General features: G+C 38.1%; 19 protein-coding genes and 2 pseudogenes. 7 read left to right on the top strand and 14 right to left on the bottom strand.

The window, feature by feature from the left end:
- Positions 1-68 precede the first annotated feature (68 nt).
- From JCM15457_RS07320 to JCM15457_RS07300, 5 genes and pseudogenes are all read right to left on the bottom strand, one after another.
- Entirely contained in the window at positions 69-695 is a 627-nt protein-coding gene (locus tag JCM15457_RS07320; RefSeq protein WP_051993335.1) for a LysM peptidoglycan-binding domain-containing protein, read from the bottom strand.
- A 103-nt stretch (positions 696-798) separates the two neighbouring features.
- A pseudogene (locus tag JCM15457_RS07315) lies at positions 799-2,130 on the bottom strand (MFS transporter).
- 19 nt (positions 2,131-2,149) lie between these two features.
- On the bottom strand, positions 2,150-2,659 hold the full coding sequence (locus JCM15457_RS07310) for a DUF1440 domain-containing protein (protein ID WP_034988891.1): 510 nt from the start codon (positions 2,657-2,659) through the stop codon (positions 2,150-2,152).
- 157 nt (positions 2,660-2,816) lie between these two features.
- Complete coding sequence (gdhA, locus tag JCM15457_RS07305; RefSeq protein WP_034988890.1) at positions 2,817-4,166, bottom strand: NADP-specific glutamate dehydrogenase; 1,350 nt, start codon at positions 4,164-4,166, stop codon at positions 2,817-2,819.
- 268 nt (positions 4,167-4,434) lie between these two features.
- A complete protein-coding gene (locus JCM15457_RS07300) occupies positions 4,435-5,535 on the bottom strand; it encodes a glycosyltransferase (RefSeq protein WP_034988888.1) in 1,101 nt (366 codons plus the stop codon).
- 529 nt (positions 5,536-6,064) lie between these two features.
- Between JCM15457_RS07300 and JCM15457_RS07295 the strand changes: the two genes are divergently transcribed.
- The 4 genes from JCM15457_RS07295 to JCM15457_RS07280 all read left to right on the top strand — a co-directional run bounded on the left by JCM15457_RS07295 (position 6,065) and on the right by JCM15457_RS07280 (position 9,269).
- Positions 6,065-6,721, top strand: coding sequence for an HD domain-containing protein (locus tag JCM15457_RS07295; RefSeq protein WP_034988885.1), 657 nt, complete (start codon positions 6,065-6,067; stop codon positions 6,719-6,721).
- Between the two features lie 193 nt (positions 6,722-6,914).
- The gene (locus JCM15457_RS07290) at positions 6,915-7,808 is read left to right on the top strand and encodes a metal ABC transporter solute-binding protein (protein WP_034988883.1); all 894 of its coding nucleotides are present in this window, start codon (positions 6,915-6,917) and stop codon (positions 7,806-7,808) included.
- Positions 7,809-7,813: 5 nt separating this feature from the next.
- Complete coding sequence (locus JCM15457_RS07285) at positions 7,814-8,482, top strand: metal ABC transporter ATP-binding protein (RefSeq protein ID WP_034988881.1); 669 nt, start codon at positions 7,814-7,816, stop codon at positions 8,480-8,482.
- Positions 8,469-9,269 (top strand): metal ABC transporter permease, encoded by an 801-nt coding sequence (locus JCM15457_RS07280; protein WP_034988878.1) that lies wholly within the window; start codon positions 8,469-8,471, stop codon positions 9,267-9,269. The genes JCM15457_RS07285 and JCM15457_RS07280 overlap by 14 nt, the downstream gene beginning before the upstream one ends.
- A gap of 211 nt (positions 9,270-9,480) precedes the next feature.
- Here JCM15457_RS07280 and JCM15457_RS07275 read toward each other — a convergent pair whose 3' ends face one another.
- Together JCM15457_RS07275 and serC are read right to left on the bottom strand one after the other, a co-directional pair.
- On the bottom strand, positions 9,481-10,653 hold the full coding sequence (locus JCM15457_RS07275; protein ID WP_034988877.1) for a phosphoglycerate dehydrogenase: 1,173 nt from the start codon (positions 10,651-10,653) through the stop codon (positions 9,481-9,483).
- Positions 10,653-11,744: a 3-phosphoserine/phosphohydroxythreonine transaminase gene (serC, locus tag JCM15457_RS07270; protein ID WP_034988875.1), complete on the bottom strand. Its 1,092-nt coding sequence runs from the start codon at positions 11,742-11,744 to the stop codon at positions 10,653-10,655. Before serC ends, JCM15457_RS07275 begins: the two co-directional genes overlap by 1 nt.
- A 673-nt stretch (positions 11,745-12,417) precedes the next feature.
- On the opposite strand from serC, the gene JCM15457_RS07265 reads away from it, so the two are divergent.
- Positions 12,418-13,890, top strand: coding sequence for a C40 family peptidase (locus tag JCM15457_RS07265; protein WP_034988874.1), 1,473 nt, complete (start codon positions 12,418-12,420; stop codon positions 13,888-13,890).
- A 737-nt stretch (positions 13,891-14,627) separates the two neighbouring features.
- Here the strand turns inward: JCM15457_RS07265 and JCM15457_RS07260 are convergent.
- The 6 genes and pseudogenes from JCM15457_RS07260 to JCM15457_RS07235 all read right to left on the bottom strand — a co-directional run bounded on the left by JCM15457_RS07260 (position 14,628) and on the right by JCM15457_RS07235 (position 20,646).
- Positions 14,628-15,332: an ABC transporter ATP-binding protein gene (locus tag JCM15457_RS07260; protein ID WP_187325798.1), complete on the bottom strand. Its 705-nt coding sequence runs from the start codon at positions 15,330-15,332 to the stop codon at positions 14,628-14,630.
- A gap of 8 nt (positions 15,333-15,340) precedes the next feature.
- Positions 15,341-16,120, bottom strand: coding sequence for an ABC transporter ATP-binding protein (locus JCM15457_RS07255; protein ID WP_034988870.1), 780 nt, complete (start codon positions 16,118-16,120; stop codon positions 15,341-15,343).
- 4 nt (positions 16,121-16,124) lie between these two features.
- On the bottom strand, positions 16,125-17,033 hold the full coding sequence (locus JCM15457_RS07250) for a branched-chain amino acid ABC transporter permease (RefSeq protein WP_187325797.1): 909 nt from the start codon (positions 17,031-17,033) through the stop codon (positions 16,125-16,127).
- Between the two features lie 51 nt (positions 17,034-17,084).
- Positions 17,085-17,962, bottom strand: a pseudogene (locus JCM15457_RS07245) (branched-chain amino acid ABC transporter permease).
- A 44-nt stretch (positions 17,963-18,006) separates the two neighbouring features.
- A complete protein-coding gene (locus tag JCM15457_RS07240; protein WP_034988869.1) occupies positions 18,007-19,200 on the bottom strand; it encodes an ABC transporter substrate-binding protein in 1,194 nt (397 codons plus the stop codon).
- 504 nt (positions 19,201-19,704) lie between these two features.
- The gene (locus tag JCM15457_RS07235; protein WP_034988867.1) at positions 19,705-20,646 is read right to left on the bottom strand and encodes a dihydroorotate oxidase; all 942 of its coding nucleotides are present in this window, start codon (positions 20,644-20,646) and stop codon (positions 19,705-19,707) included.
- Positions 20,647-20,965: 319 nt separating this feature from the next.
- On the opposite strand from JCM15457_RS07235, the gene JCM15457_RS07230 reads away from it, so the two are divergent.
- On the top strand, positions 20,966-22,459 hold the full coding sequence (locus tag JCM15457_RS07230) for a sucrose-6-phosphate hydrolase (protein WP_034988865.1): 1,494 nt from the start codon (positions 20,966-20,968) through the stop codon (positions 22,457-22,459).
- Between the two features lie 260 nt (positions 22,460-22,719).
- Positions 22,720-23,922, top strand: coding sequence for an MFS transporter (locus JCM15457_RS07220; protein ID WP_034988858.1), 1,203 nt, complete (start codon positions 22,720-22,722; stop codon positions 23,920-23,922).
- Between the two features lie 538 nt (positions 23,923-24,460).
- On the opposite strand, the gene JCM15457_RS07215 is transcribed toward JCM15457_RS07220, so the two are convergent.
- The gene (locus tag JCM15457_RS07215) at positions 24,461-25,231 is read right to left on the bottom strand and encodes a DUF975 family protein (protein WP_034989209.1); all 771 of its coding nucleotides are present in this window, start codon (positions 25,229-25,231) and stop codon (positions 24,461-24,463) included.
- Positions 25,232-25,385: the final 154 nt, after the last annotated feature.

The following is a 25,385-nucleotide window of genomic DNA, read 5'->3' as shown; positions in this document are numbered from 1 at the left end:
TCAACTACATCCTCTCGAACGTAGCTGATTTTTCGTTTCTCGTGCTTAACAGGCTCTGGATAAGTTTTTTAATACCAATTATTGCTTTTCCAATGCTGCATTGCATTGACCCATGTTCCGTAGCGTTGTGCAACATAATGATTAGCAACCCGCTCCTGGTTTGCTGGAGAGTAATCCCCCTTCAAGTAACTTGAATCCAATTGATACTTTCCAATATACTTTCCATTACGTGCGTTGTAGTTGCCACCCGATTCATGTTCGACAATGTAAGCGCGAGCCTGTGCTTCAGCTGAACTTTCCCTACTATCACTGCTTTCATACTTTGCATTAACAATAGCTGAACTGGGAGTTGCAGTTTTCGTTGTAGCAGCTGCTACCGTTGTCTGTTTTGAACTTCCAGGTATTACCAGCCTATTGCCAGCCAAAATAAAATCTGGATTTTGTAAATTATTGGCAGCGGTTATAGCTGCGGTACTTGTATTATACTTTTCAGCCAGCTCCGAAACAGTGTCGCCCCACTTGATTGTAATATTTTGACGTTTTGCATTACTACTTGTTGAACTATCAATGTTCTGATTTGCTAAAATTTGTCTGAATGCCTGTCCGTCTGTTTGGTTGCCATGCACCAGCTTACTATCTGCTGCTTTTTTCAGCTCAGTCGGTCCTCCAACTGATTGGCTTGCATCAATACTCATTAATTCCTCCGCCTTGTCTGCTAAATCTATTATTCCTCTTCAAAACTGCTATCCTTTTTATAATAGTTAAAATAATTAAAAAAAGCAACCTATAAAATAAAACTCACTCCGTCACATTTTTATTTTTTATAGCAATCTGCATTCTTTCTTCATCGTAAAAGTACAGCACAAGAAGCATTAGAAGATAAATAACTAAGGGAAGCCAAACATAATTAATGTTTATCATATGGAGTGTGGCGTCATTCTGCGCGTGATTAGGGAGATAGCCCGCAACATGGAATAATCCTGCCGTTACAAGGCCACCAAGTCCCAGACCTAAATTAACACCCAAATCATCCGTTGAAGCTAATATGCCTTCAGCCTGAATTCCCATTGTCATCCCATACCGAATCGTATCGGCAATCATGATCGAAACCAAGCCAACGACAATTCCGTGACCAATTGAGTTTAGCAAAATGCCGCTAAATAAAATTGGCAGTGTACCACCATACACCCCAAGGCTTAAGATACACTGACCAATGAAAGCAACGATAATTCCTATAGCCATCGTCTTTTTCTTGGACCTTGAAGATGTAAGATGCATGATCAGCAAGACACCAATCAATGCAGCCAGTGTAAAGCTATTCGCCCATGGAACCAGTCCTTCATTATGCAAAGTATATTTAAAATAATAGACCGTTGTCTGATTTTTAATAGCGGTGACAAGCCAATATAGGAAAATTACTACTGAAATCGTCAGCCATTGTTTATTGTGCCAAAGCATTTGCATAACCTTTTTGATAGGCTGATGCCTTATTTCCTTGATTGTAAATCTTTCCCGAATTTGAAAAAAGGTATTCAGTATCAATATCAGAGAAATCACTCCAAAAGCAATAATTGTTAAGAGAAAACCTCTCTTCTGGTCACCCTGTCCGAAAAATGCAACTAGTGGCAAAGTAAAAACTGCAACTACGATTTGAACCGAACTCCCACAAAACTGTCGAATAACACCTAGCAAAGTTAGTTCTCACCCATTTTGTGTCATTGTTGGTAAAACTGAGGTAATCGGAACATTAACGGCCGTATAGAAAAAACCTAGACCTAAGTAGGTAATATAAGCCCAAATTAGTTTCCCATTTGCTGAGAAATCAGGTGTAACAAAAGTCAGAATTGCAAAAATGACATATGGAAAAGCGTACCATAGAAAAAAGGGTCGACTCTTTCCAAAGCGAGAATGGGTTTTATCGATCATGACTCCTATCAATAGACTCTCAAGCGTATCTGCAATTCGAGCAACAACAAATAAAATTGCTACCGCCCCAGGTTCCAAACCATAAACATCGGTATAGAAAAAAAGCAGATAGGTAGTCATAACCTGAAAAACAAGATTGTCAGCAGCATCGCTCAACCCATAACTGATACGTTCTGACCATTTAGTCTGCATTTTTTTATCCATAAGTGCATCCCTACTTATTTTATTTTCTATTTTTTTCTTCTGATCCATTTGAAAGTTCATCTATAACAATATGGTTAACCCACATCCAAGCCATATGACCTAACAACTCTGAAACGTGCTCCTCAAGTGGCTGTTCTTTAACATTCGGAACAGTTTTCATAGCTGGCATCATTCCTAGATGAGTTGCAGCCCAGACACCAATCCCAAAAAAAGTTCCTTGTCCTGCTTTAAGTACCGGTAAGTAGTGGGATGTCACACTGTATGCCATTCCAAAAGTTGCCGAGAAACCAAAATGGATAATGAAGCTCGCCCATGGCATTTGGTGCCCTGAATAAGTATAAGTCGAGTGTGTGATTTTTTTAGGTATTCCCAACTGCTGCATGAACCTTTGCGGCGGATTAGTCTTCTCTCTTTCCGGTGTGCGTGGCGGTAATAAATTCTCCCAGCCTAATTTAACAAATCCCGAAACGATTCCAGCTATTCCACCGACAATCAAAGCATTTTTAATGTCGAAACTATTTTTACTCATTAACTACTCCCCCTATCGAAACTTCAAGCTAATTAGTCAGTTTAAACCAATTATTTTCGTTTATCCAGCAAAGGGCTCAAAATTTCACCACCCTCTTAATTCTGCTGCTTTTTTAATTTTTGACTCTAAATAGGCACTCAATAATTTTATTGGCTCTTCATACTACTCCTTGTGCCATCATCGCATCTGCAACTTTAATAAATCCAGCAATATTCGTTCCACTCAACAAATCATCAGGAATACCGTATTCAGCAGCCGTCGTAACACTCTCTTGATAGATATTGTGCATTATTTTTTGTAGCTGTTTATCAACTTCTTCAAAACTCCATCTTAGTTGAGTACTATTTTGACTCATCTCGAGTGCTGAAACGGCGACACCACCAGCATTCGCAGCTTTTCCTGGCCCATAGATAATCCCCTGCTTACGATAAATATCAATCGCAGCAGCCGAGCTAGGCATATTTGCTCCCTCAGCAATTATTTTAGCTCCATTATTTGCAAGCAATTGTGCCTTTCTTTCATCAATTTCATTTTGAGTTGCACATAGTAAAGCTATCTCATAGGTAAGCTGTGCATCCCATATTGATCCCGGATAATAAACTGCGTTTTGTACCCTATCAGCATATTCCGCGATCCGACCACGTTCAATCTCCTTTATCTGTTGGACCATTTTGTAATCAATTCCATTTTGATCTACGATATATCCAGACGAGTCTGAACAAGTGATTACTTTTCCTCCCAGTTCTGACACCTTTTGAATAGTATAAATTGCAACATTCCCTGCTCCTGAAAGCACCACCTTTTTGCCCTTGAAGCTCGTTTTTAAAGTTTGCAGAATTTCCTGTGTGTAGTATGCAAGCCCAAAGCCTGTCGCTTCGGGTCTCACGAGTGATCCACCATAACCCAGACCTTTTCCTGTTAGGGCCCCACGTTCAGCTTCCCGCAAGCGTTTGTATTGCCCATATAAATAACCCAGCTCTCGACTTCCGACTCCAATATCTCCTGCAGGAACATCTCTAGTAGGGCCAATATACTTGCTTAATTCTGTCATAAAGCTCTGGCAAAAACGCATTACCTCGTTATCTGATTTTCCTTTCGGATCAAAATCAGAACCGCCTTTACCGCCGCCAATCGGCAGGCCAGTTAAGGCGTTTTTAAAAATCTGTTCAAAGCCCAAAAATTTAACAATGCTCAAATTGACCGACGGATGAAAGCGCAAACCGCCCTTGTACGGCCCGATTGCTGAGTTGAATTGAACACGGAAACCGCGATTAACTTGATAATTACCCTTATCGTCGATCCATGGAACTCTGAATTGGATTATTCTCTCGGGCTCAATCAGACGTTCAAGCAGACTGGCATTGATATATTCTGGATGCTTTTCCAAAGCCGGTCCGATCGTTTTTAATAGGTCCGTTACTGCTTCAGTGAATTCCTGTTGTCTTGGATCGCGTTTTTGTATAATCTGATAAACTTTTTTTAAATATTCTTCAACCTGCTGTTTCATTTTACTTCCTCCCGAGTTTACATTTTCGTGCCCGCTAAGTTCGAGCAGACGCACTAATAGCTGTAATTTAGCAGTTAATATGCCAAAAAACAATCAATATGTATTTGCAATATATCTTTCTTAGTCTAACTTCTATCATATACCTAAACTGTTATTTTTAATTTAATTCAAAAAGTAGAATAGGCCAGCCGCATATAACGCACGGCTAGCCTATTTTTTTAATATATTTGTCATTTATCTTTCCTTTAAAAGTTATCTCTTCAGCCATTTACACTAATTCATTTTTGGGGGTAGCAATCACTGAGAGCCATTGTTTAGTGATCGTTGCAGGCATAAAATGCTGAATTCGTTCTAGCGCACGTTCCGAATAATAACGTCGGAGGAACAAACTCCGTGTCATTTTATCCAATACACGGACAAAATCAGGCACATCCTGTGGCTTCGTAATAATACCATAGCGATTATCACGCAAATATTCATCTGAACCAGTATTTTTCATCGCAACTACTGGAAGTCCGAAGCCCATAGCTTCACCCATAACTAATGGCATTCCTTCCCAGCGTGAGGTTGAAACAAAAATCGAGGCATCTTCATAATGGTGCCGCAATTCCTTATCTTTTAGAGCACCCCGATAAATTATTTTGTCCTCTACTCCATACTTCGCAATCAACTCGTGAAAAATCTTCATATCTGCGGGAGTTCCACTCCCAGCAATCGCAATTTTCCAATCCTTATGCAAGAATCTTGCAGCATCCAGCAGTAAGTCAATTCCTTTATGCTGGATGGCTATTCTGCCCGTGAATGCAATCACCCGCTTTCTCAAATTTGCCTTTTGGGGTGCTTCAAGTGTTAGCGGATTGTATATTTTCACAGTGTTGGGATTAAACTCACTGTACTTTGCATAGTCAGCATCTGTTAAAACGACTACTGTGTCTGCAGCTCTTAACCCCCGTTTAAATTCTGTCTGCATTGAAGTATAGTATTGTTCCATATAGGTTTTAAAATTATTGTGCATCCAAGCAATCACATTTACCTTCGGCGTCGTTTCTTTTATGAAGGGGGAAAAACTGGTCAACAATCCTGCAGGTAAAATAACAGCCTCAAATGCGTTTCTTTCAATAAAATCACACAAATCCGTTATTTGATCAGCATATGCTCCATAAGGATCAGATCCAAAAAAATTCAGGATATCAGCTGAAACAGTACGTTTAGCTGTAACAAGAGGAGCATCTAAAGTATAATACGGCTCGACATTCTCCAATGAGTAATAGGTAACATCAACATACTTGTTCAGATCATTACCGACTACTGTAGCGGCTCTCTTCACTCCATCCATTACCACATTTTCTAACACAATCAATACCTTCATCAGCTGTGCCGCTCTCCTTAAATAAGTGACAGCGGCCACCTCCTTTCCTTTCGTTCTACAAAAAATAAGTAGTTCACCAAGGAGTTAAGCTTGGAAAAGTATTAAATAACATACTTTAGGAGCATGTGCTATTTTTATTAAAATGTATTTGTCTACTTTTCTATCCACTTCACTTCCTTTAGAGAGATTTTAGCATAAATTATTTTGTCAACGAAATAAAATGCATTAATGTATGTGTAACATAAATAAAGTGTCTTGCAAAATTTGACCCGCATATCCAACTTTTTTAAGGCAGTACAAAGTCGGTAAGACTTGAATACCAAAGCGAAATTACGCACAAAACAAGTACTTTGCTATAAGTAATTCGAGTTAGAGGGGAAATTTTGACTTATGGGCCATGTTTATGCGAAACAAATAGCGAAGTTAGGTTAAAATTTTTTCAATCCAGTCTCTCCAATTACACGTTCTTGTTTTTGGCCTTTAAGCAGCTCTTGCTTATATGGTATTCTGAATCAAAGGAGATGTCACCATGAGACTTGATACACAATTAAAAAATATACGTTCCTTTTCTTACAAAAAAATGCATTTGGATAAAACAGGTCATGGCTTCGATCATATACAGCGCGTCGTTAATATGTCCGAACAACTTCTTAAATATGAAAATGCCGACAATTTAGTTACACTTAGCGCAGCGTACTTACATGATGTGGCAGATGACAAATTAAGCGATGATCCGGCAGCGCTTGAAGAAGAAATGCGCACATTTCTGCAAAAAAATTCTTTAACTACCGCACAGATCACAAAAATAATTCTTATTACACAAAACCTCTCTTTCAGTAAAAGTCTAGAATCAGACAGGCTTGAACTTTCACTTGAAGGAAAGATAGTTCAAGATGCTGATCGTTTGGATGCAATAGGAGCAATTGGAATCACTCGTGCAATCTATTATGGAGGTGCTCATGCCGAGAAGATTTACGACCCTGCAATCCTACCACGTCAAACAATGACAAAAAAAGAATATCGAGATTTGAGTCAAGAAACGATCATCAATCATTTTTACGAAAAACTATTAAAAATAAAAGATATGCTGAATACCGAAACAGCCAAAAGAATTGCAGAAAGCCGCCAACAAGTAATGCTGTCTTTCTTGGACAGCTTTAAGAGAGAGTGGAACGCTGAAAAATAGTAAAAAAATTAAATCGTAATGCATTCTTTGCAGCCTTACGCCTATGTAACACTACTTCTTTATCAAATAGTAATTAGTACTCTTTGTATTCAAACATTCCTTGACAGCAGTGCTTTAATCACTTAATATTCTAAATTGTAATTATTACTATTATTTTTTTGCCTTGGAGCAAATACAAAGGGAGTATTATAGGATGAAAAAAAAGAGATTTCTTCTACATAGCATGATAAGTATATTTGCACTTGGAGCCGTTTTAGCAGGGTGTAGCTCCGCTAAAAAAGCTTCTACCACTGATGATAAGAAGATTAATGTTGTTGCCACAACTGATTTTTACGGCGAAGTTGCTAAAAATGTTCTGGGAAAACACGGTACAGTGACCTCTATCATAAATAACCCTAATGTTGATCCTCATGACTATGAACCTACTACCAAAACAGCTAAGACCGTTTCAAAGAGCGATATTCTGCTATACAATGGGATCGGTTATGATGCATGGGCAAAAAAACTTTCTGGTGGCAAAAAAATAGCCGTTGGTGAGGATATCATGAATAAAAAAGACGGGGACAATGAACATTTATGGTACAATAGTGAAACAATGCCCAAAGTTGCTAACTATCTTGCAACTGAATATGGTAAAAAAGATCCTAAACACAAAAAGCAGTTCAAGGCTAATGCTAAGAAGTACGCCGAAAGTTTAAAAGATCTCCATTCAATGATTTCTGAAATCAAAGAAAATAGTGATAATAAACCTGTCGATGTTAGTGAACCTGTTTTTGATTATGCATTAGCCGATATGGGCTACAAAGTCAATAATCAACATTTTTCTGAGTCGGTAGAAAAGGGAACTGACCCTTCTCCAAGCGATATCAAGTCAATGCAAGATGACATCAAGAACCGCAAAATTGCTTTCTTTGTTGAAAACACTCAGGCAACTGACAAAGTGGTTGCTAACTTGGTTAAACTATGCAAGGAACATAATGTGCCGGTTGTTAAGGTCACAGAAACCCTACCAAAAGACAAGAACTACCATCAATGGATGAAATCACAATATCAACAGGTTTTAGACATTCAAAAAAGCGAGCGATAATAAGTATGAACCCAATTATTGATGTTCACGGTCTGAACTTAAGTGTTCAAGGAAAACAACTTTTTAAAGACTTAACTTTTCAAATTCCCGCCAATAAGCTGACTTGTATTACTGGCGAAAATGGTGTTGGGAAAACGACACTAGTCAAGTACCTTCTCAATACATTTAAGCACCCTAGTCAAAACGTTAACCTAAGTGTCACTTCTAAGGAAACACAATATGTACCACAACTGCGTAACATCGATGATGAGTTTCCACTAAACATCCGCGACTTTGTCGGTCTCGGGCTAAAGAAAGCAGTCCTTCCTTGGCATACAGCTAAGGAACGGCTGCTTTTGCGGCGTATTTTAGATGAAACATCTTTGAGTGCCATCCAAAATCGTCCTTTGGGAGCTGCATCTGGTGGTGAAAAACAGCGGGCATTTTTAGCACAAGCTCTTTGTGCCGAACCAAAACTTCTGATCTTAGATGAATCAACCGCCAGTTTAGACAAAGATTCCAAATACAATTTGATGGATTTGATCGAAAAACTACTACAAACAAGAGAAATCACTGTTCTTTTCATCACTCATGATCCTGAACTAATCGCACGCTATGCTGATTATGACTTGATACTCGCTAACCAAAAAGGACAGCTGCTGAGAAAGGATAGATTCTCTCATGCTACAATTTGATTTTATGCGTTATGCTTTTATCGCAGGAATTTTCATTTCTTTGATCTGCGGTCTAATGGGAACGTTCGTTGTTGCACGCCAAACATCTTTTTTTACACATACCTTATCTGAAATCGGTTTTTCCGGTGCAACGTTTGGTATTTTTATTGGAATCAGTCCCTTATACGGAATGATTATTTTCACGCTCGCCAGCGCTTTTTTCATAGGTCTATCTGGAGAAAGGCTAAGCCGACGGGAAGCTTCTATCAGCGTCTTTTCAGGAGTCTTTATCGGTTTAGGTATCCTTTTTCTTTCTCTTTCAAACAAACAGGCAAATTACGCCACCAACATTCTTTTTGGAAGCATCGTTGGCATTAATATTAACAACCTGTACTCGCTTATTTGTTTGAGCATCTTTATCTTGCTCATCATTGCAATCTTCTTTCGTCAATTGGCTTATAATTCATTTGATGCTATTGGTTCGCAGTATAACCAGCGTTTCAACACGGTGATTTCGATTATCTTTCTTGCATTACTTGCTTTGACAATCAGCATCACTGCTCAAATTATTGGTTCATTGTTGATCTTCGTTTTGCTGACTATCCCTGCTTCAGCAGCAAAATATTTTGTTCATTCATTGAAGAAAATGATCTTTTTAACAACCATTTTCTCGTTGTTTGGAATCTGGGTAGGATTGTATCTTGCTTACCTTACAGACTGGCCTGTCAGTTTCTTCATTACTGTTATCGAGGCCATAATTTATGCGTCTTCTGTACTCTTCCAAAAAGTAAACTGGGTCAAAAATTAAATTTTAACCTAGCTCTTATTTTTAGAAGTGCCTTCCATAAGTTAAACTTTTCGGTCTAAGGTCTACGAGTGCTATGTTCAGTAAAAGCTAAGAAAGAGGAGCAACGGCAAAAAACTACTGCCGTTGCTCCTCTTTTGTTAATGTGCCCCTGCCAAGGAAACACAGTATAGCATATTACTAGAATTTGTCACGCTTTTTTCACGACTAGCTCTTATTTCTTAAGTGCTCGCACACGGATAACTTCTGGGATATTCAGTAACTCCTTGCGCAATTTTGCCAATTGTTCATCGGAAATCTCCGACATATCAATCATTGTATAAGCAATCTTTCCGCGACTTCGGTTAATCATATTGTCAATATTCAAGGAATCATTTGCAAGTATCGTTGTGATTCGTCCTACCATATTGGGCACGTTCTGATGAATCAGAGTCAAACGTAACGGGGCTTCAAAGGGCATCTCGACAGCCGGGAAATTGACTGAATTGATAATATTGCCTGTTTCTAAATACTTGCGTAATGTCTGTGCTGCCATCTTGGCACCATTTACCTCTGCTTCAAGAGTCGTACCGCCAATATGGGGTGTGATAACGATCTTTTCATTATTGATGATCTCATTCGAACTGAAATCAGTTGAGTAGCGTCGCAGCTTACCTTGAGCCAAGGCAGCAACTACAGCCTTTTCATTGACAATTCCCCAACGAGAGTAATTCAGCAAAACGGCATTTTCTTTCATCTGGTTCAATTCTTCAGTATTAATTAAATCTTTGTTTTCGTCTGTATAAGGGATATGAATAGTAACATAATCACTCTTTTGCAATAATTCTGACAGCTTCTCTGCACGTGGAATATCATTTGATAACTTCCACGCATGTTCAACGCTAATATAAGGATCATATCCTATAACATGCATTCCTAAATCCGCCGCAGCTCGAGCAACTCTTGAACCAACAGCACCTAGTCCGATCACACCAATCGTTTTTCCGAGAAGTTCCGTTCCTGCAAAATGATTTTTTCCCTTTTCCGTTTGGGTACTGACATCTGCTCCAGCAATTTTTTTAGCCCAAGCTGCAGAAGCCACAACCGGCCTTGTAGCCAAAATAAGCATCGCAACAACTAATTCTTTAACTGCATTCGCATTAGAACCTGGTGTGTTAAAAACAACTGTTCCATTTGCACTTGCCTCAAGCAACGGGATATTATTGACCCCTACACCTGCACGTGCAATCGCAAGCACGCTGGTGCCAAATTTAGTTTTGTGCATATCCTGACTTCTTATAAGCAATGCTTGCGGTTTGTCGCTCTGATTGATCGTATACTTCTCTTCAGGAAAAGCATCCAACCCTTCCTGAGCAATGACATTATAGGTTTTAATATCGTATTTCATTATTTGTTTCCTCCAACACTTTGTTCAAATCTTTCCATAAACTCTACTAGTTTTTGAACCCCTTCATAAGGAAATGCATTGTATAAACTAGCACGCATTCCACCCACTGAACGGTGCCCCTTCAAATTCACTAACCCATTTTCTTGTGCCGCAGCTACGAAATGTTGATCTAATTCAGCATTACCTGTCACAAAAGGTATATTAGTTACTGAACGTGAGGATTTTTTCACTGGTGAACTAAACAAGCTTGAAGAGTCCAAAAAATCGTACAAATAGGCAGACTTTTTCTCGTTGCGTTTCTGCATTTCCTCAACACCACCTTGTTCCAACAACCACTTAAAGACCAATCCAGCTACATAGATTGCGAATACCGGAGGTGTGTTTAAGGCCGAGTGCTTTGCTGCCTGTTTAGCATAGCTCAACATTGCAGGCAGTTCGGTTCCACCCTCTACCAAATCATGCTTCACGATTATGAGCGTCATTCCAGCAGGACCAATATTTTTTTGTGCTCCAGCATAGATCAAGCCAAAATCTTCAACATTATAGCGCTGTGCCATAATGTTTGAAGACATATCACCCACAAGTGTCTGTCCATGGAGAACATTAGGCAGGTCTCGGTACATCGTTCCTTCAATTGTATTGTTTAACGTAAGGTGTACGTAGTCGTACTGTTGTCTCAATTCTGGTACATCTGGCAGAGCAGTATAATTTACTGCTGCAGACGATGCGATAATGTCGGCTTTCACTCCCGGCACAAGCCGAGCTTCCTCTATTGCACGTTGTGCCCAATGCCCTGAATCAACAAAACCAGTTTGTTTGTTCTTTTGAGCCAAGTTAAGAGGAACCATCGCAAATTGCAGTGTCCCCCCACCCTGCAAAAAAAGCACATCGTAATCATTCGGAATACGCATTAATTTTCTTAAGTTTTCTTCTGCTTCTGCTTCCATATCCGTGTAGAGTGAGGAGCGGTGACTGATCTCCATTATGCTCATACCGCTATTTTTATATGAAACCAGTTCACTTTGCACTTGGCGAATAACAGGGGCTGGTAATACTGCTGGTCCGGCCGAAAAGTTATAAATTTGTGCCACGCTACCCACTTCTTTCTTTAATTTTTTTTACACGTTGAAGCCAAAAATGAGGATGACTTTTTAGCAGTTAAGCAACCGCTAAATCCGCAAAATATACACTAAACCTCATTTTACTCAATGTTACGAATGTAGCGTATTGCATTGCTTATGTCAAGACTATAATCTAGCAAATTAATAAAAGCGAAAAATGGCGGCAATTAGGAGACTTACCGTTTTTGTGTGTGTTATCAAAAAACTATTTTCCCAAAGATAGCGTTATCAACAAGCTCGCTATTTTTAATTTTTTTGTAACATATACCTAAAAGTTAGCTATAACTACAGTGGTTTTTATTTCCGCAACGGTGCATTACATCAAAATTTGTGTTCATTTCGTATTTCTTTAAAAAAAAGTAATCTATTTGTAACATTTTTAAGATTTTCCTTTGTTAAGTATAGGCTTCATCTGCAATAAAATGTTGCTATATCAGCGTTTATTTCGCACTACTAAATTTTTTTTAAAAAAACAGCATTTTTATATATTTAAAAATCCTTTAATACCAGTGTGTTCCCGTGTTTGTTACATTCTATAAATTATTTGTAATATAAATTGTACTCTCCTGCAACATTATTGGTCTACAATCTAAGTATCAGTTGAAAATAAATATCAAGAGAAAAAAGTAGGAGTGACTTAAATTTGAAACGTACAACAAAAACATTATTGGCAGGCACCGTTGGGGCTGCGGGTTTATTCCTTGCTTCTACAACGAATGCTAGTGCATCAACAACAAACGTTAAAGTTAACCAACATGATACAGTCTGGGCACTTTCCCAAAAATACGGAGTTTCAATCAAATCTATTGAAACTTTAAACCATATTGATGGAAACAGTCATTTGATTTTGGTTAATCAGTCGCTGACAATTCCTGAAAAAGGTGCCAGTGCAAACAATGTTAGTTCAAAGGATACAACGAAAATAAGTGCAACATCTTCCGTAAAAGTAACAAATGGTGATTCACTCTGGAAGATCGCTAACAACTACAATATCAGTGTTGATCAATTACGCTCGCTAAATGGCTTATCTTCAAGCGAAACTTTGATCTTGCCTGGTCAAGAGTTAAAGGTCGCGGGTGCTCCTAAGGTTAGTGAAGCACCTCAGGCAACTGAAAGTAACACTACTGCAACTCAAAATACACAAACGAAAGCTCCTGCTGCAGCTGCTTCTACTACAACTGCACAACAGGAAACGACACCACAAGTGACTGTTTCTGCTAACCACGTTACATACACGGTCAAAGCTGGTGATTCACTGTATACTGTTGCTCAAGCTTATGGTGTTTCTGTAGATTCCTTAAGGGCAGCTAACAAACTTGGTTCGACATTATCAATTGGGCAAACTTTGACAGTCAATGATCCTACAAAGAACCCAGCCGCTGCTACGCAAAATTCTACACAACAGACGAGCTCTGCTGCAACTCAGAGTAGCACTGCTTCTGCTGCTCAAAGCTCTGCACAACAAACAAGTCCTGCTGCTACAACTCAAAGTAGTACTGCCTCTGTTGCCCAAAGCTCTGCGCAACAAACAAGTGCTACCGCTACAACTCAAAGTAGTGCTACTTCTGTTGCTCAAAACAGTAACACGACAAGTACTCCTGCTCAGAGTTCTAGCTCTACGGTTCAGGCACAACCTGCAGCCAGCAGTTCGGTTCAAACACAATCACAAAATACACAATCAGCAGCTGTTTCTACAACAAATAATAACAATAACGCTGCTCCACAAGCTAAACCAGTTGCAGCTCAACAACCAGCAGTGTCATCCGGTTCAATTACATCAGTTGCTTACCAAGTTGCAAGTATGGGAATCCCTTATGTAACAGGTGGCACATCATTGAGTGGTTTTGATTGCTCTGGTTTCACACAGTACGTTTATGGTAAAGCAGGAATTTCAATTCCTAGAACTTCCCAAGCACAATCTGCCATTGGAACAGCAACGAGTGTTGCCAACGCACAGGTTGGAGACTTGTTATTCTGGGGTGGAAGAGGTACTGCCTACCATTCAGGTATCTATTTGGGTGGTTCAAGCTACGCAGCTGCTCCTGAACCAGGCGAAAATGTTAGCGTTAAGAGCTTTACTTACTACCAACCATCATTCGCTGTTCACGTTAACTAACTTTAATTTATTCGTCTCTACAAGCAGAGTATTTCCAATAAAACTATAAATCTCTAATAGTAAGCAAAACGCGCATAGTCAAATTGACTGTGCGCGTTTTGTGTTTAGACAAAAAAATACCAATTAAATAATTTTAGTTAGTACGTACACCACAGAGCTAAGAGCGTGAGCACAAGTTAGCCCTTTACTTCTTTTGTCCCCTTTCCTAGAATTGGTCAACAAATATGATTAAGTGCGGCGCTTGTTAGCGAATCATATTACGAATAGTAAAATATACAAATGCAGTTACCATATGGGGAAAAGTAAAGTCATAAGTACACTGACTTTGATAATAAAATGGCACAGATGCTTTTTCAAATAAACATCTCCTAAATTATTTAGTAGAATTATACTAGGCTTATTCTAATTTTCTAAACACGGTTTCGAAGATCATCACTTAAAACTCTGCTACTGGAAATAATAGCAGGGAGCGGTTTTATGATTACGGATTTGAAGTCCAAAAGAGTATGTGCGGTCTTATTCTACTATAATTCAATTCAAAATAAGAGCTGTGCCAAAAGTTAAATTTGGCACAGCTCTTATTTTTATTCCGTATAAACGTGTTCCATAAGCCAAAATTCTCAGTCTAACTTCGAATTACTCTTACTCATAGCAAAGTACTCGCTATGTTCGTAATTTCGAGTTATTACTCAAATTTTCCCGACTTATGTCACACTCCCTAACCTTAGTATATTTCATTAGCCTCCCAAATATGTTTTTTGAACAGCAGGATCTGCTAACAATTCTTGTCCTGTCCCGGACATTTTTACCTCGCCTGTCGCCAGCACATAACCGCGATCCGAGATCGTTAAGGCTTTATTTGCATTTTGTTCAATTAACAAAATGGTTGTTCCCTGTTTCTTTATAGTTTCAATAATTTCGAATATCTTATTAATGAAAATAGGAGCAAGGCCCATTGAAGGCTCATCTAGCAACAGTAACTTTGGTTTAGACATTAAAGCACGCCCAATCGCCAGCATCTGCTGTTCACCGCCTGAAAGTGTTGCAGCATCCTGATTTTCACGTTTTTTCAAGATAGGAAAACGTTCGTAAACTTCCGAAAGAGATTCCATAATTTTTTGTCTGTCCTTTTGTAAAAAAGCCCCCATTTGTAAGTTTTCCTTAACTGATAAGCCAGGAAAAATATGTCTTCCTTCAGGAACATGCGAGATTCCTGCTGCCACGATATTAGGTGTTTTGTGGTGTTCAATGTTTTTACCCATATATATTATTGAGCCGCTGCTTGGTTTCAAGAGGCCGGAAATTGACTTCAAAATAGTTGTTTTACCAGCTCCATTAGCCCCTATCAACGAAACTATTTCACCTTCGTTGATTTTAAAACTGACACCCTTAATAGCATTGATTACGCCATAATCGACAACGAGATCTTTAACTTCTAGGATCATTCGGCTCACCCCTCCTCACCCAAATATGCTTTAATAACTGACTTGTCATGTTGAATCTCGCTCGGTGTTCCTTTTGCCAATAATTTTCCCTGATCCAAAACATAGATCCGTTGCGCTAAATTCATTACTAGAGACATGTCATGTTCAATCAAAAGCACAGTGATATGGAATTGCTGCTGAATTTGCCGTATTAAACGTGTTAAATCTGCAGTTTCTTCAGGATTCATGCCTGCTGCAGGTTCATCTAAAAACAAGATTTTTGGTTTCATAGCTAATCCACGCACAATCTCTAGGCGTCGCTGAACTCCGTAAGGAAGATTAGACGCTAGTTTATACATGTCTTTATCCAAATCAAAAATAGCTAACAAATCACGTGCTTTCTTCAAAATCTCATCTTCCGTCCGATAAAAACTTGGAAACCGCAAAACTGATTTAATAAATCCTTCCTTGTATTGATTAGTCATCGCTACTAAAACATTATCCAAGACTGTCATATTTTTAAACAAACGAATATTTTGAAAGGTCCGTGCAAATCCCAAGTCTGCAATTTGATATGTTTTTTTGTTATTTATTGAAACTAACTTTTCTTTTTCACGAAAATAAATCATCCCTGCAGTTGGAGGAATCACACCTGTCAGTAAATTGAATAAAGTAGTTTTACCAGCGCCATTTGGTCCAATCAATGCAACTAGTTCATCGTTTTTTAATTGCATTGAGACATCCGCCACTGCCGTCAATCCACCGAAAACTTTTTCTAAATGCTCAACTTTAAGTATAGTCGTCACAATGCTACACGCTCCTTCTCTTGATGCGGTTGAATAAGCGTCTGATTGAAAGTTCCCATGTTCCCAGTAAACCGGAGGGCTTAAAAACCATGATTAAAATTAAAGCCACCGCATAAATTACCATTCGCAGGGTTCCAAAATCTTGTAAGACCGTATCTAAAACCCCTAAGACGACAGCAGCCAGGAAAGTGCCCGTAACACTGCCCACTCCTCCAAGTACGACAATAATCAAAATCGAAATCGACTCCATTATTCCAAAATCATTAGGTGCAATAGTTTGTAAATATGACGCATGTAGTGATCCGGCAATAGCTGCAGTTGCTGCACCAAGTACAAATGCTGCTAACTTCCATTTGGTAGTGTTTATTCCCATTGCTTCTGCCGCGATCTCATCCTCGCGGACAGACTTGATCACTCTGCCACCACGACTATTAATAAAATTAACAATAATAATTGTTGTGACACACATCATAATATAGACAATAGGCCACGTGGCAAATTGAGGAATGTTAAACATGCCTGCTGGACCATTGGTAATTTTCATATTATTAATAATAATTCGTATAATTTCAGCGGCTCCCATTGTTGCAATCGCTAAGTAGTCTCCTCTTAGTCGCAATGTTGGAATACCAACAAGTAAAGCCGCTATCACAGCCACAATCACGCCGATTACAAAAGAAGCGTAAAAGCCTCCTAGACTGGCTGCTTTTTGAGTTACAATGGCAGTCACATATGCTCCAATTGCCATAAAACCTGCATGACCTAGAGAAAATTGGCCCGCAAAACCAATTATCAAATTTAATCCGGTTGCCAAAATAATGTTGATCCAGATCGTTACAAACATATTTTCAATAAAACTATCAATCACACCTATCATTATCAGTGTGTTCATGATGTAGAAGCCAGCTATCATAATGATAAGCCAACAAACATTGTATTTAAAATTCGCCTTCAAAACGATCACCTAAACCTTTTCTTTAACGTTCTTGCCAAAGATCCCCATTGGACGTATCAACAAAATAACGATCAATACCACATAAACGACCGCATCTTTATAAGCAGATAAACCGACCGACTGGACCAAAGTTTCTAGAAGTCCAATCAGAAAACCGCCTAAAGAGCTCCTGGAACCGAACCGATTCCGCCAACAACAGCTGCTACAAACGCCTTGATTCCCGGCGTTAATCCCATTAATGGATCGATCGAATTATAATATAATCCGATCATGACCCCGGCAGCACCAGCCATTGCAGATCCTAGAGCAAAGGTAAAAGAAATTGTTCGATTAAGATTGACACCGACTAATTCAGCTGCATCATTGTCAACTGAAACAGCGCGCATCGCACGTCCCATCTTAGTTCGTTTAATAATCAGCTGTAAAATCAGCATCAAGATACATGATGTAATCAAAATCTCAAGTTGAATATTTGAGATCCTCACACCGCCAATATCATAGTTGACCTGTTTAACTACTTGTGGAAAATCACGTGCATTCGAACCAAATAAATATGCCATCCCATTTTCGAGGAAGAATGAAACACCTATTGCAGTAATTAATGCTGTAATACGTGGTGAGTGCCTTAATGGCCGATATGCAAGGTACTCGATTACTACCCCGCAAATTCCGCATATCACCATTGCAGATAATAAAGCCAGCAAGAAGTTAAAATGCCAAACGTTTATCACATAGTATCCCCAAAATGCACCCAACATATAGATATCACCATGGGCAAAATTTATCAATTTGATAATGCCGTAAACCATCGTATAGCCCAATGCCAGCAACGCATATATACTTCCTAGCGATAAACCATTAATTAATTGTTGAAAAAATGTTTGCACCGCTCTTTCCTCCTAATTTAATCAACTGCTACAGATTCAAGAAACTATTTTATTTCTGTAGCTGCGCTGACCTTCCCATTTGTTAATGTTTCAACAACTATCGGTTTATTAGCATTATGTTTACTGTCAATAGTGATTTTGCCGGTAACACCGTCAAAGTTTTTAACTTTTGCCAACCCGGCAGCTATTTTAGCCGAATCAGCAGATTTTTCAGTTTCGATTGCGTCTTTTATCATATTGACTGAATCATATGCTAAGGCTGAAAAAGTCGGAGCTTCTTCATTATAGCGTTCTTTGAAAGCATTCATAAACTTCTTAGCCGTTCCGTTCTGGCTAGCAACTCGTGTTGAAAACGGTGTGGTGTAATAGACGTTTGATGCGTTTTTGTCGCCCGCAATTTGAGCTAATTTTGGATCTGCCATTCCATCACTTCCAATAATCGGTACATTGATTCCAGCTTGTCTTGCCTGTTTAACAATCAAACCGAGCTCTGAATAATAACCAGGTGCATAAATCGCGTCAATTTTTTTGTTCTTGAATGATGTTAAAATTGCATTGAAGTCTTTGTCCCCCTCTTGAAAATATTGAGAAGCGGCTACTTTTCCTTTATAGGTCTTCTTGAAAGCCTTAGCTAATCCAGTACCATAATCACTCGAATTATCTGCTAAGACAGCAACCCGCTTAGTCTTTAAATCAGTATATGCAAATTTGGCCGCAGTTGAACCTTGAAAATTATTTTGGTAGCAAGCACGGAAAACATAAGGTTGTACTTTACCACTTTTTTGCAATGTAAAGTTTGGATCCGTCGCGGATGGACTAACACTCGGAACAGCTGCCTTAGTAATGTTTGGAATCTGGGCCGTACCTGCGTTTGTTGTTGCAGGTCCAACAATTGCGTTGACCTTATCTTTATTAACTAACTGCGCGGCAACAGAAGCTGATGTACTTGTAGAGGTTTTATTATCCTTGATGATCAACGTTATTTTCTTTTTCTTACCATCAACATTAATTCCACCAGCTTTGTTTATTTGATCCACAGCTAACTGGATACCTTGCTTTTGTGAATTTCCATAACCGGCTGCAGCTCCTGAAAGTTCCATATTCACACCAATTTTAATTGTCTTGCCAACTGGATTTCCCTTACTCTCGGATTTAGCAGTACTGCATCCTGCTAATATTCCAGCCGCCATCATTACTGTCCCTAAACCTATTAATTTTTTAACTACACTTTTTCTCATATCTGATCCTACCTTCTTCTATATTATTTGTAATTGTGCTGAATAATTGCTGAAACGCCGAAAAGCAAAAATTTTACCTCCTTCTAAGCAAACAAAAAACCTCATTCATCAGTGAATGAGGTTTGAATACCCTAGTAATCAAGCCCCATTACTAAAAACAGAAATAAGGGCTCGATCAATCAATTGAGCTACACAGCATATACTGTCTAACTAATTGATATCGGGTCCTTTGTCTTTAGTAGTAGGGCTAAATTCTGGCGGATAACGGCTATTCTATTTTCAGTTGAATTCAAATGTGCTTTGTTCATAAAAAATAACCTCCTACCAGAATTTAATGTGATGCTAATAGTATAATTGAACCTTAACTTTTCGTCAACCTTTTTTTAATTTTCATTGCATAAATGATTGCAAGAATTTATTTCTATAGTGAACAACTAATCTCTTCTGTCTCCAGAGTACGCTGACACATTTGCTAAGCAGATTGTATACCGCAAACAATGCGCATTACTCAATGTATTGTAGTTTCCCTTTAAAGTCAGCTATTTTTTCGTACCCTTTGTCACGCATAATTGCTTTCAGCTCGCGTGTCAAACGTGCAAAAATATCTGGGCCTTCTTTCATTAAAGCTGTACCTACCTGAACCATACTTGCGCCACATAAAATGTGCTCGAAAATATCACGACCATTTTTAATTCCACCAGTTCCAATTATTTGAATATCTGGATTCAACCGCTGATAAAAAGCATGGACATTCGCTAAAGCTGTAGGTTTTATATAATCACCGCCAATACCGCCAAAACCATTTTTAGGTTTGATAACTACCTGTTCTTGGGTATCATCAATATATAAGCCATTTCCAATACTATTGACACTATTGACATACGCCAAAGGATATTTATTCAAGATTTGCGCCATTTGATTAAAATGAACAATATCAAAATATGGTGGCAATTTTACTCCTAAGGGGCCCTTGTAACTCTTAAAAACTGTTTTTAAAATATTATCAACTGTTTCAAAATCATACCCAGTCTGCGGTTTCCCTGGAACATTCGGACAAGATAAATTCAGTTCTACGACTCCCGTAAAGCCAGAAACTGCTACTTTTTTCAGTAATGAAATATCCTCTTGAACATTAAAACCTGTACATGAAACAAAGTAATTTTTATGCGGTTTTCGCTGTTGCAAACGATTAACAACTTCTAAATAATAATCAAGACCTTGGTTGGGTAATCCCATCGAGTTGATACTCCCCAAAGATGTTGGAAAGTAACGTGGCTGCGGATTACCTTTTCGTGGTTGCAGAGTACCGCTTTTGGTCACAAAAGAACTCGCTTCTGACCTGTCAAGCTCTGTCAATTCATTTTCATCAGAACACCAGACTCCTGAAGCGTTCATAATACAATTATCAAATTTTTTTTGTGCAATATTGGTTGCTGTTGAAACCATAATAATTAACCACTCCTTGACTAGTTTGACTCATTATAAGCTATTGCTTTATTATCTAACAAGTATAATTACAACACCAGCAAATCTTTCACTAAAAAGGTTTCTCCAATAGTTATTATTCAATGATTCTATTGTACATGATTAAAAGATATTCATCTTTTGATAAACGTTTATCACATAAAAAATAAACCATATTTTAGTCTTATTAAAATGCTATAATATCAGCGTTTTTGTAATGACGTTCGATTGACATAATTAGTTGGCTAGGGTAAAATCAGTTTAATAAGTTAACGTTTTCAATTAAAAGGAGGTCCGTTTTATGGAATGGACACGTGCTAAAAGATATCTGCCTTACTCAGCTTGGTCAGCGGATAAAATTTTAAATTTACAACAACAGACAGCTGCTTCAGACTACCGTTTTTACTATCATATTGGTCCAACATCAGGATTGCTGAATGACCCGAACGGTTTTTCCTTTTTCAACGGACAGTGGCATCTTTTTTATCAATCTTTTCCTTTTGGAGCTGTTCACGGACTCAAATCGTGGTTTCATCTTGTTTCAGATGACCTTATACATTGGGACAAAAAAGGAATCACGCTAAAACCAGACTCAAAGTATGACAGCCACGGTGCATACTCTGGCTCTGCTCGCGTTATTAATGACAAACTTTTTATCATGTATACTGGTAATGTCCGCGATAACAACTGGCAACGTCACCCTTATCAAAATGGTGCGTGGTTGGATAAAGACAATCATTTGACAAAACTATCACAGCCTCTATTCGGGCAACCCGCACATACAACTGATCATTTTCGTGATCCACAGTTGTTAGAGCTTAACGGCACTTATTATGCACTGCTTGGAGCACAGGATAAGGACACTCTCAAAGGTCAAATAGCTCTTTTCAGTTCAAGCGATCTTAAGGAATGGAAGGACTTGGGATATCTGAAATTTACTACTGCTGATATGGGCTACATGATAGAGTGCCCTAGCCTTGTATTTGTTGAAAACAAACCCATTTTGATTTTTTGTCCCCAAGGGCTAAACAAAGAGGTAACTTCTTATGAAAACATATATCCAAATGTTTTCATACTCGGGGACACTATTGATTTAAACAAAGGCACATTCACTGCCTTGAATACTACACCACATAATTTGGACGACGGCTTTGATGTTTACGCGACACAAGCATTCAATGCCCCCGATGGCAAAGCCTATGCTGTAAGTTGGGTAGGTTTACCTGACATTTCATACCCAACTGATGGAGAAAACTGGGCACATTGCTTAAGCCAGGTAAAAGAGCTGCACATAAAAAACGGGAAGCTGCATCAACGACCTGTTCCTGCCATGGCAAGTCTTCGTACTGAAGGCAAACACCTATCCTCTAATAATGAAAAAGGCAAAAAAACTTTTTTGGTGAAACAAGCTTCGCAACACTATGAACTTAAACTTACGCTACCGCCACAACAAAATGGGAAGCTTCATCTGGCTGCTACTGAAGATCTAGCACACAGCCTTGAACTTGAATTTTCAACTGGAAAAAATGCTTTTCTTAACGTTAAACGGCAAAAAGCTGGCACTTTATTCGCTGAAAAGTACGGTACAAAACGTTCTCTAGTATTAGATGCTAATAAAACGTTAAATCTCGATATTTTCTTCGACAATTCAGTTTGCGAAATTTTTGTTAACGATGGTCTTAACGTTCTCACCTTACGCTTATTCCCACAGAGAAAGCAGGATAATATTATTCTGGAAAGTAACAGTACTCTGAATTACAATGGAACATGGTGGAATCTTAAAAAAACTAATTAAATAGGATAATAAGTCTTAGTATATATCAGAGGGAGCCTTCTAGAATATTTTAAATTTAAACTATTTAAGATATACTAGGAGGCTCTCAATTATGCCAATTATGAAATGTTTGATTTATGCTGAATTTTGCTCTTCAAGTTGGGCATCAAATAATAAAGTTCAATTTTACATGCATAGTTCTAAAAAATGGACAAATGATGTTAATATCAGCTACACTGACTGTTATGTGTTTCTAATTAATATTAAAGGATGTAAAAATGATGACTGCTAGGACCAAACGTGCAATTCTAATTTTAGTTTTCAGTGAGTTTCTAATCTGCTTAGGTATCGGATTAGTAATTCCGGTTATGCCATTTTTAAAAAACGAACTCCATTTTTCTGCTACTGATATGGGAATTATGACATCACTTTTTGCACTTGCACAGTTTATTGCTTCACCGCTGGTTGGGCGTCTATCTGATCGACTAGGTCGTAAACCGATTTTAGCACTTGGATTACTCTTATATATGTTCTCTGAATTTCTCTTTGCCTGGAGCAATAATCTAGCCCTGTTAAATATCTCACGTATCATCGGCGGTCTTTCGGCAGCTATGTCTATTCCTCCAACAATGGCAATGGCCGCTGATATCACTACTGAACGTCAACGTGCCAAGGTGATAGGCTGGATCTCTGCTGCATTTAGTGGAGCCCTGATTTTAGGCCCAGGTTTCGGTGGGATTTTAGCAAATATTGATTACAAAGCTCCTTTTTGGTTTGCGGGGACGCTCGGCTTTTTAAGTGCACTCGCTGTTCTTTTATTTTTACCAAATGAAGATGAATTAGTTCATAATACACCAAGCTCACCTATAATATCTGAAGATAGAAAAAGTACACTTAGTAAAATGAATACTGTTTTTACAGGAACGGTTATTACCCTTTTTGTGCTGATCCTTGTTTCATCATTTGGACTTCAAGGTTTCGAAAGTATCTACAGCATCTATGTCAATGAAGTTTTTGGTTTTAGTATTAACAATTTAGCGCTTGTATTAACTTTAAATGGGATTATTTCACTAATTCTTCAAGTTGTTTTTTTTGAACGATTAGTTAACTGGCTGCAAGAAAATACTTTGATTCGATACTGTTTCTTTTTCAGCCTCTTAGGAACCATATGGATTATCTTAGCTCATTCTAAATTAGAGGTGATCATTGCCACACTCATAATTTTTTCTTCATTTGATTTGATTAGACCTGCAATTACAACTTCTCTAACGAAGATAAGCCCTCATAATCAAGGCCTTATAAACGGCATCAATATGTCTTTGACCAGTGTGGGCAATGTTATCGGACCTATCATCTCTGGTGCTTTGCTTGATTTGAACCATCACTTTCCTTACATCGTTGTTGCCGTTTTTCTTGCAATCTCTCTGTGTTTATCATTTATGCTAAAAAACAATATTTCCACTTCTGCAACGAAAGACTGTTAAAATTAAACAACAAGACATAGGCCTTATTGGAACTAAAGTCTGTGGTATAAGTTTCATACACCTAGTTAGCTTTCACCACGTTCAAAAGACATTAGTTGTCTTTATTCATGCTGTTCTCCACTGCGACCTCATCTTGCTTGGGATGAGGTCTTTTTTAGACAATAACAGCAGCCAACAATGTGTTTAGGCACTGCAATCTGTTGATGAATCATGTTTCGCATGATAAAAACAAGATTCAACGAACGTATGCATTACCACATTTGTTAATATGCTTTTGATGTGTGTAAGGTCAATTGATTAACCTCAACATGAGCTAAACGATTACATTCCCATGGTTTTTCTAATTCTCTAAACACAGAAGGCCACGTACTTAAAGCTGAATTACTGGGAATAATGGCGGTAATCGATTTATAATTATGGCTCGATGTCCAAAAGAACTGTGTAAGATCTTTAGTTCCACATACTCTAAGGAATTCAAAAAAAGCTCTGCAAAACCAACTGGTTTTACAAAGCTAATCTTAGTATGTTTTATTTATAATTAGTATTCGACAACAACCGCTTTATCTCCATCAGTATTGTTTTTTGAATAAAAGTCTGGCTTTTGCTCTTCCACCAAGTTTTTATAAAAAGCAACATAAGTTGCCGTTTTATACGGGGTCAACCAAATATAACCAATTCCGAGGGTTATAAGAGCTAATATGTCCCATCCAATAAAACTTAATTTAAGTACAAAAAAGTTAAATTTATGCCCATCCATTAATTTACGACTTTCAGTAATATAATCGAGATAATTAGTGTCCTCAGTATTTTGTTCCGATAGATCTTTATAAATCAAATATGTCTGTGAATACGAAAAGCTTTTAATGATTCCTGGAATGATAAAAAGCAATGACCATAAAACAGTGAAAACATTAATCAATATATAAAGTACTAATACTGAGATAAAATGTTTTTTTGAAAAGACACTGAATGCGCCCTTTAAAACTTTAAAATCAGCTTTTTTGGTTCTCAACCAATCTAAGAATGTGAAGTTAATTCCAACCAGTATCATAGTCATTAATAACCCCGCAATCGGGCTGCTAAAACTATTGCCACCTGCAGATCCTGAATCGCTTAGATTTGAAACATCAGATGCTCCACCACCACTATACTGGGTGATAAAAAACAATACACCTGCTACCACAGTAACCATAATCAAACTAAACACGATTTTTAAAACAACTGGAATTAAGGTTAGTTTGACAGCCTGCCCCCAATTACCTTTGAAAGTCTCTTTGACTTCATCTTTTAATTCTCTACGTGATTTCATAACCATTTATCCTTTCTTAACTTTTTATATGAAATGACCTCCAGCTCCATTTTCATTATAACGAAGCCAAAAATTATTTCGTATCAAAAAGCCTTATGACACAAAAAAATCGTTTGAGCAAACTACCAGCTTCGCTCAAACGATTTCGCTTATG

This window comes from Liquorilactobacillus sucicola DSM 21376 = JCM 15457 (assembly GCF_000612445.1).
GTDB classification, from domain to species: Bacteria; Bacillota; Bacilli; order Lactobacillales; family Lactobacillaceae; genus Liquorilactobacillus; species Liquorilactobacillus sucicola.
Note: the sequence above shows the minus strand (reverse complement) of the source record. Positions and strands in the feature narration are given on the sequence as shown.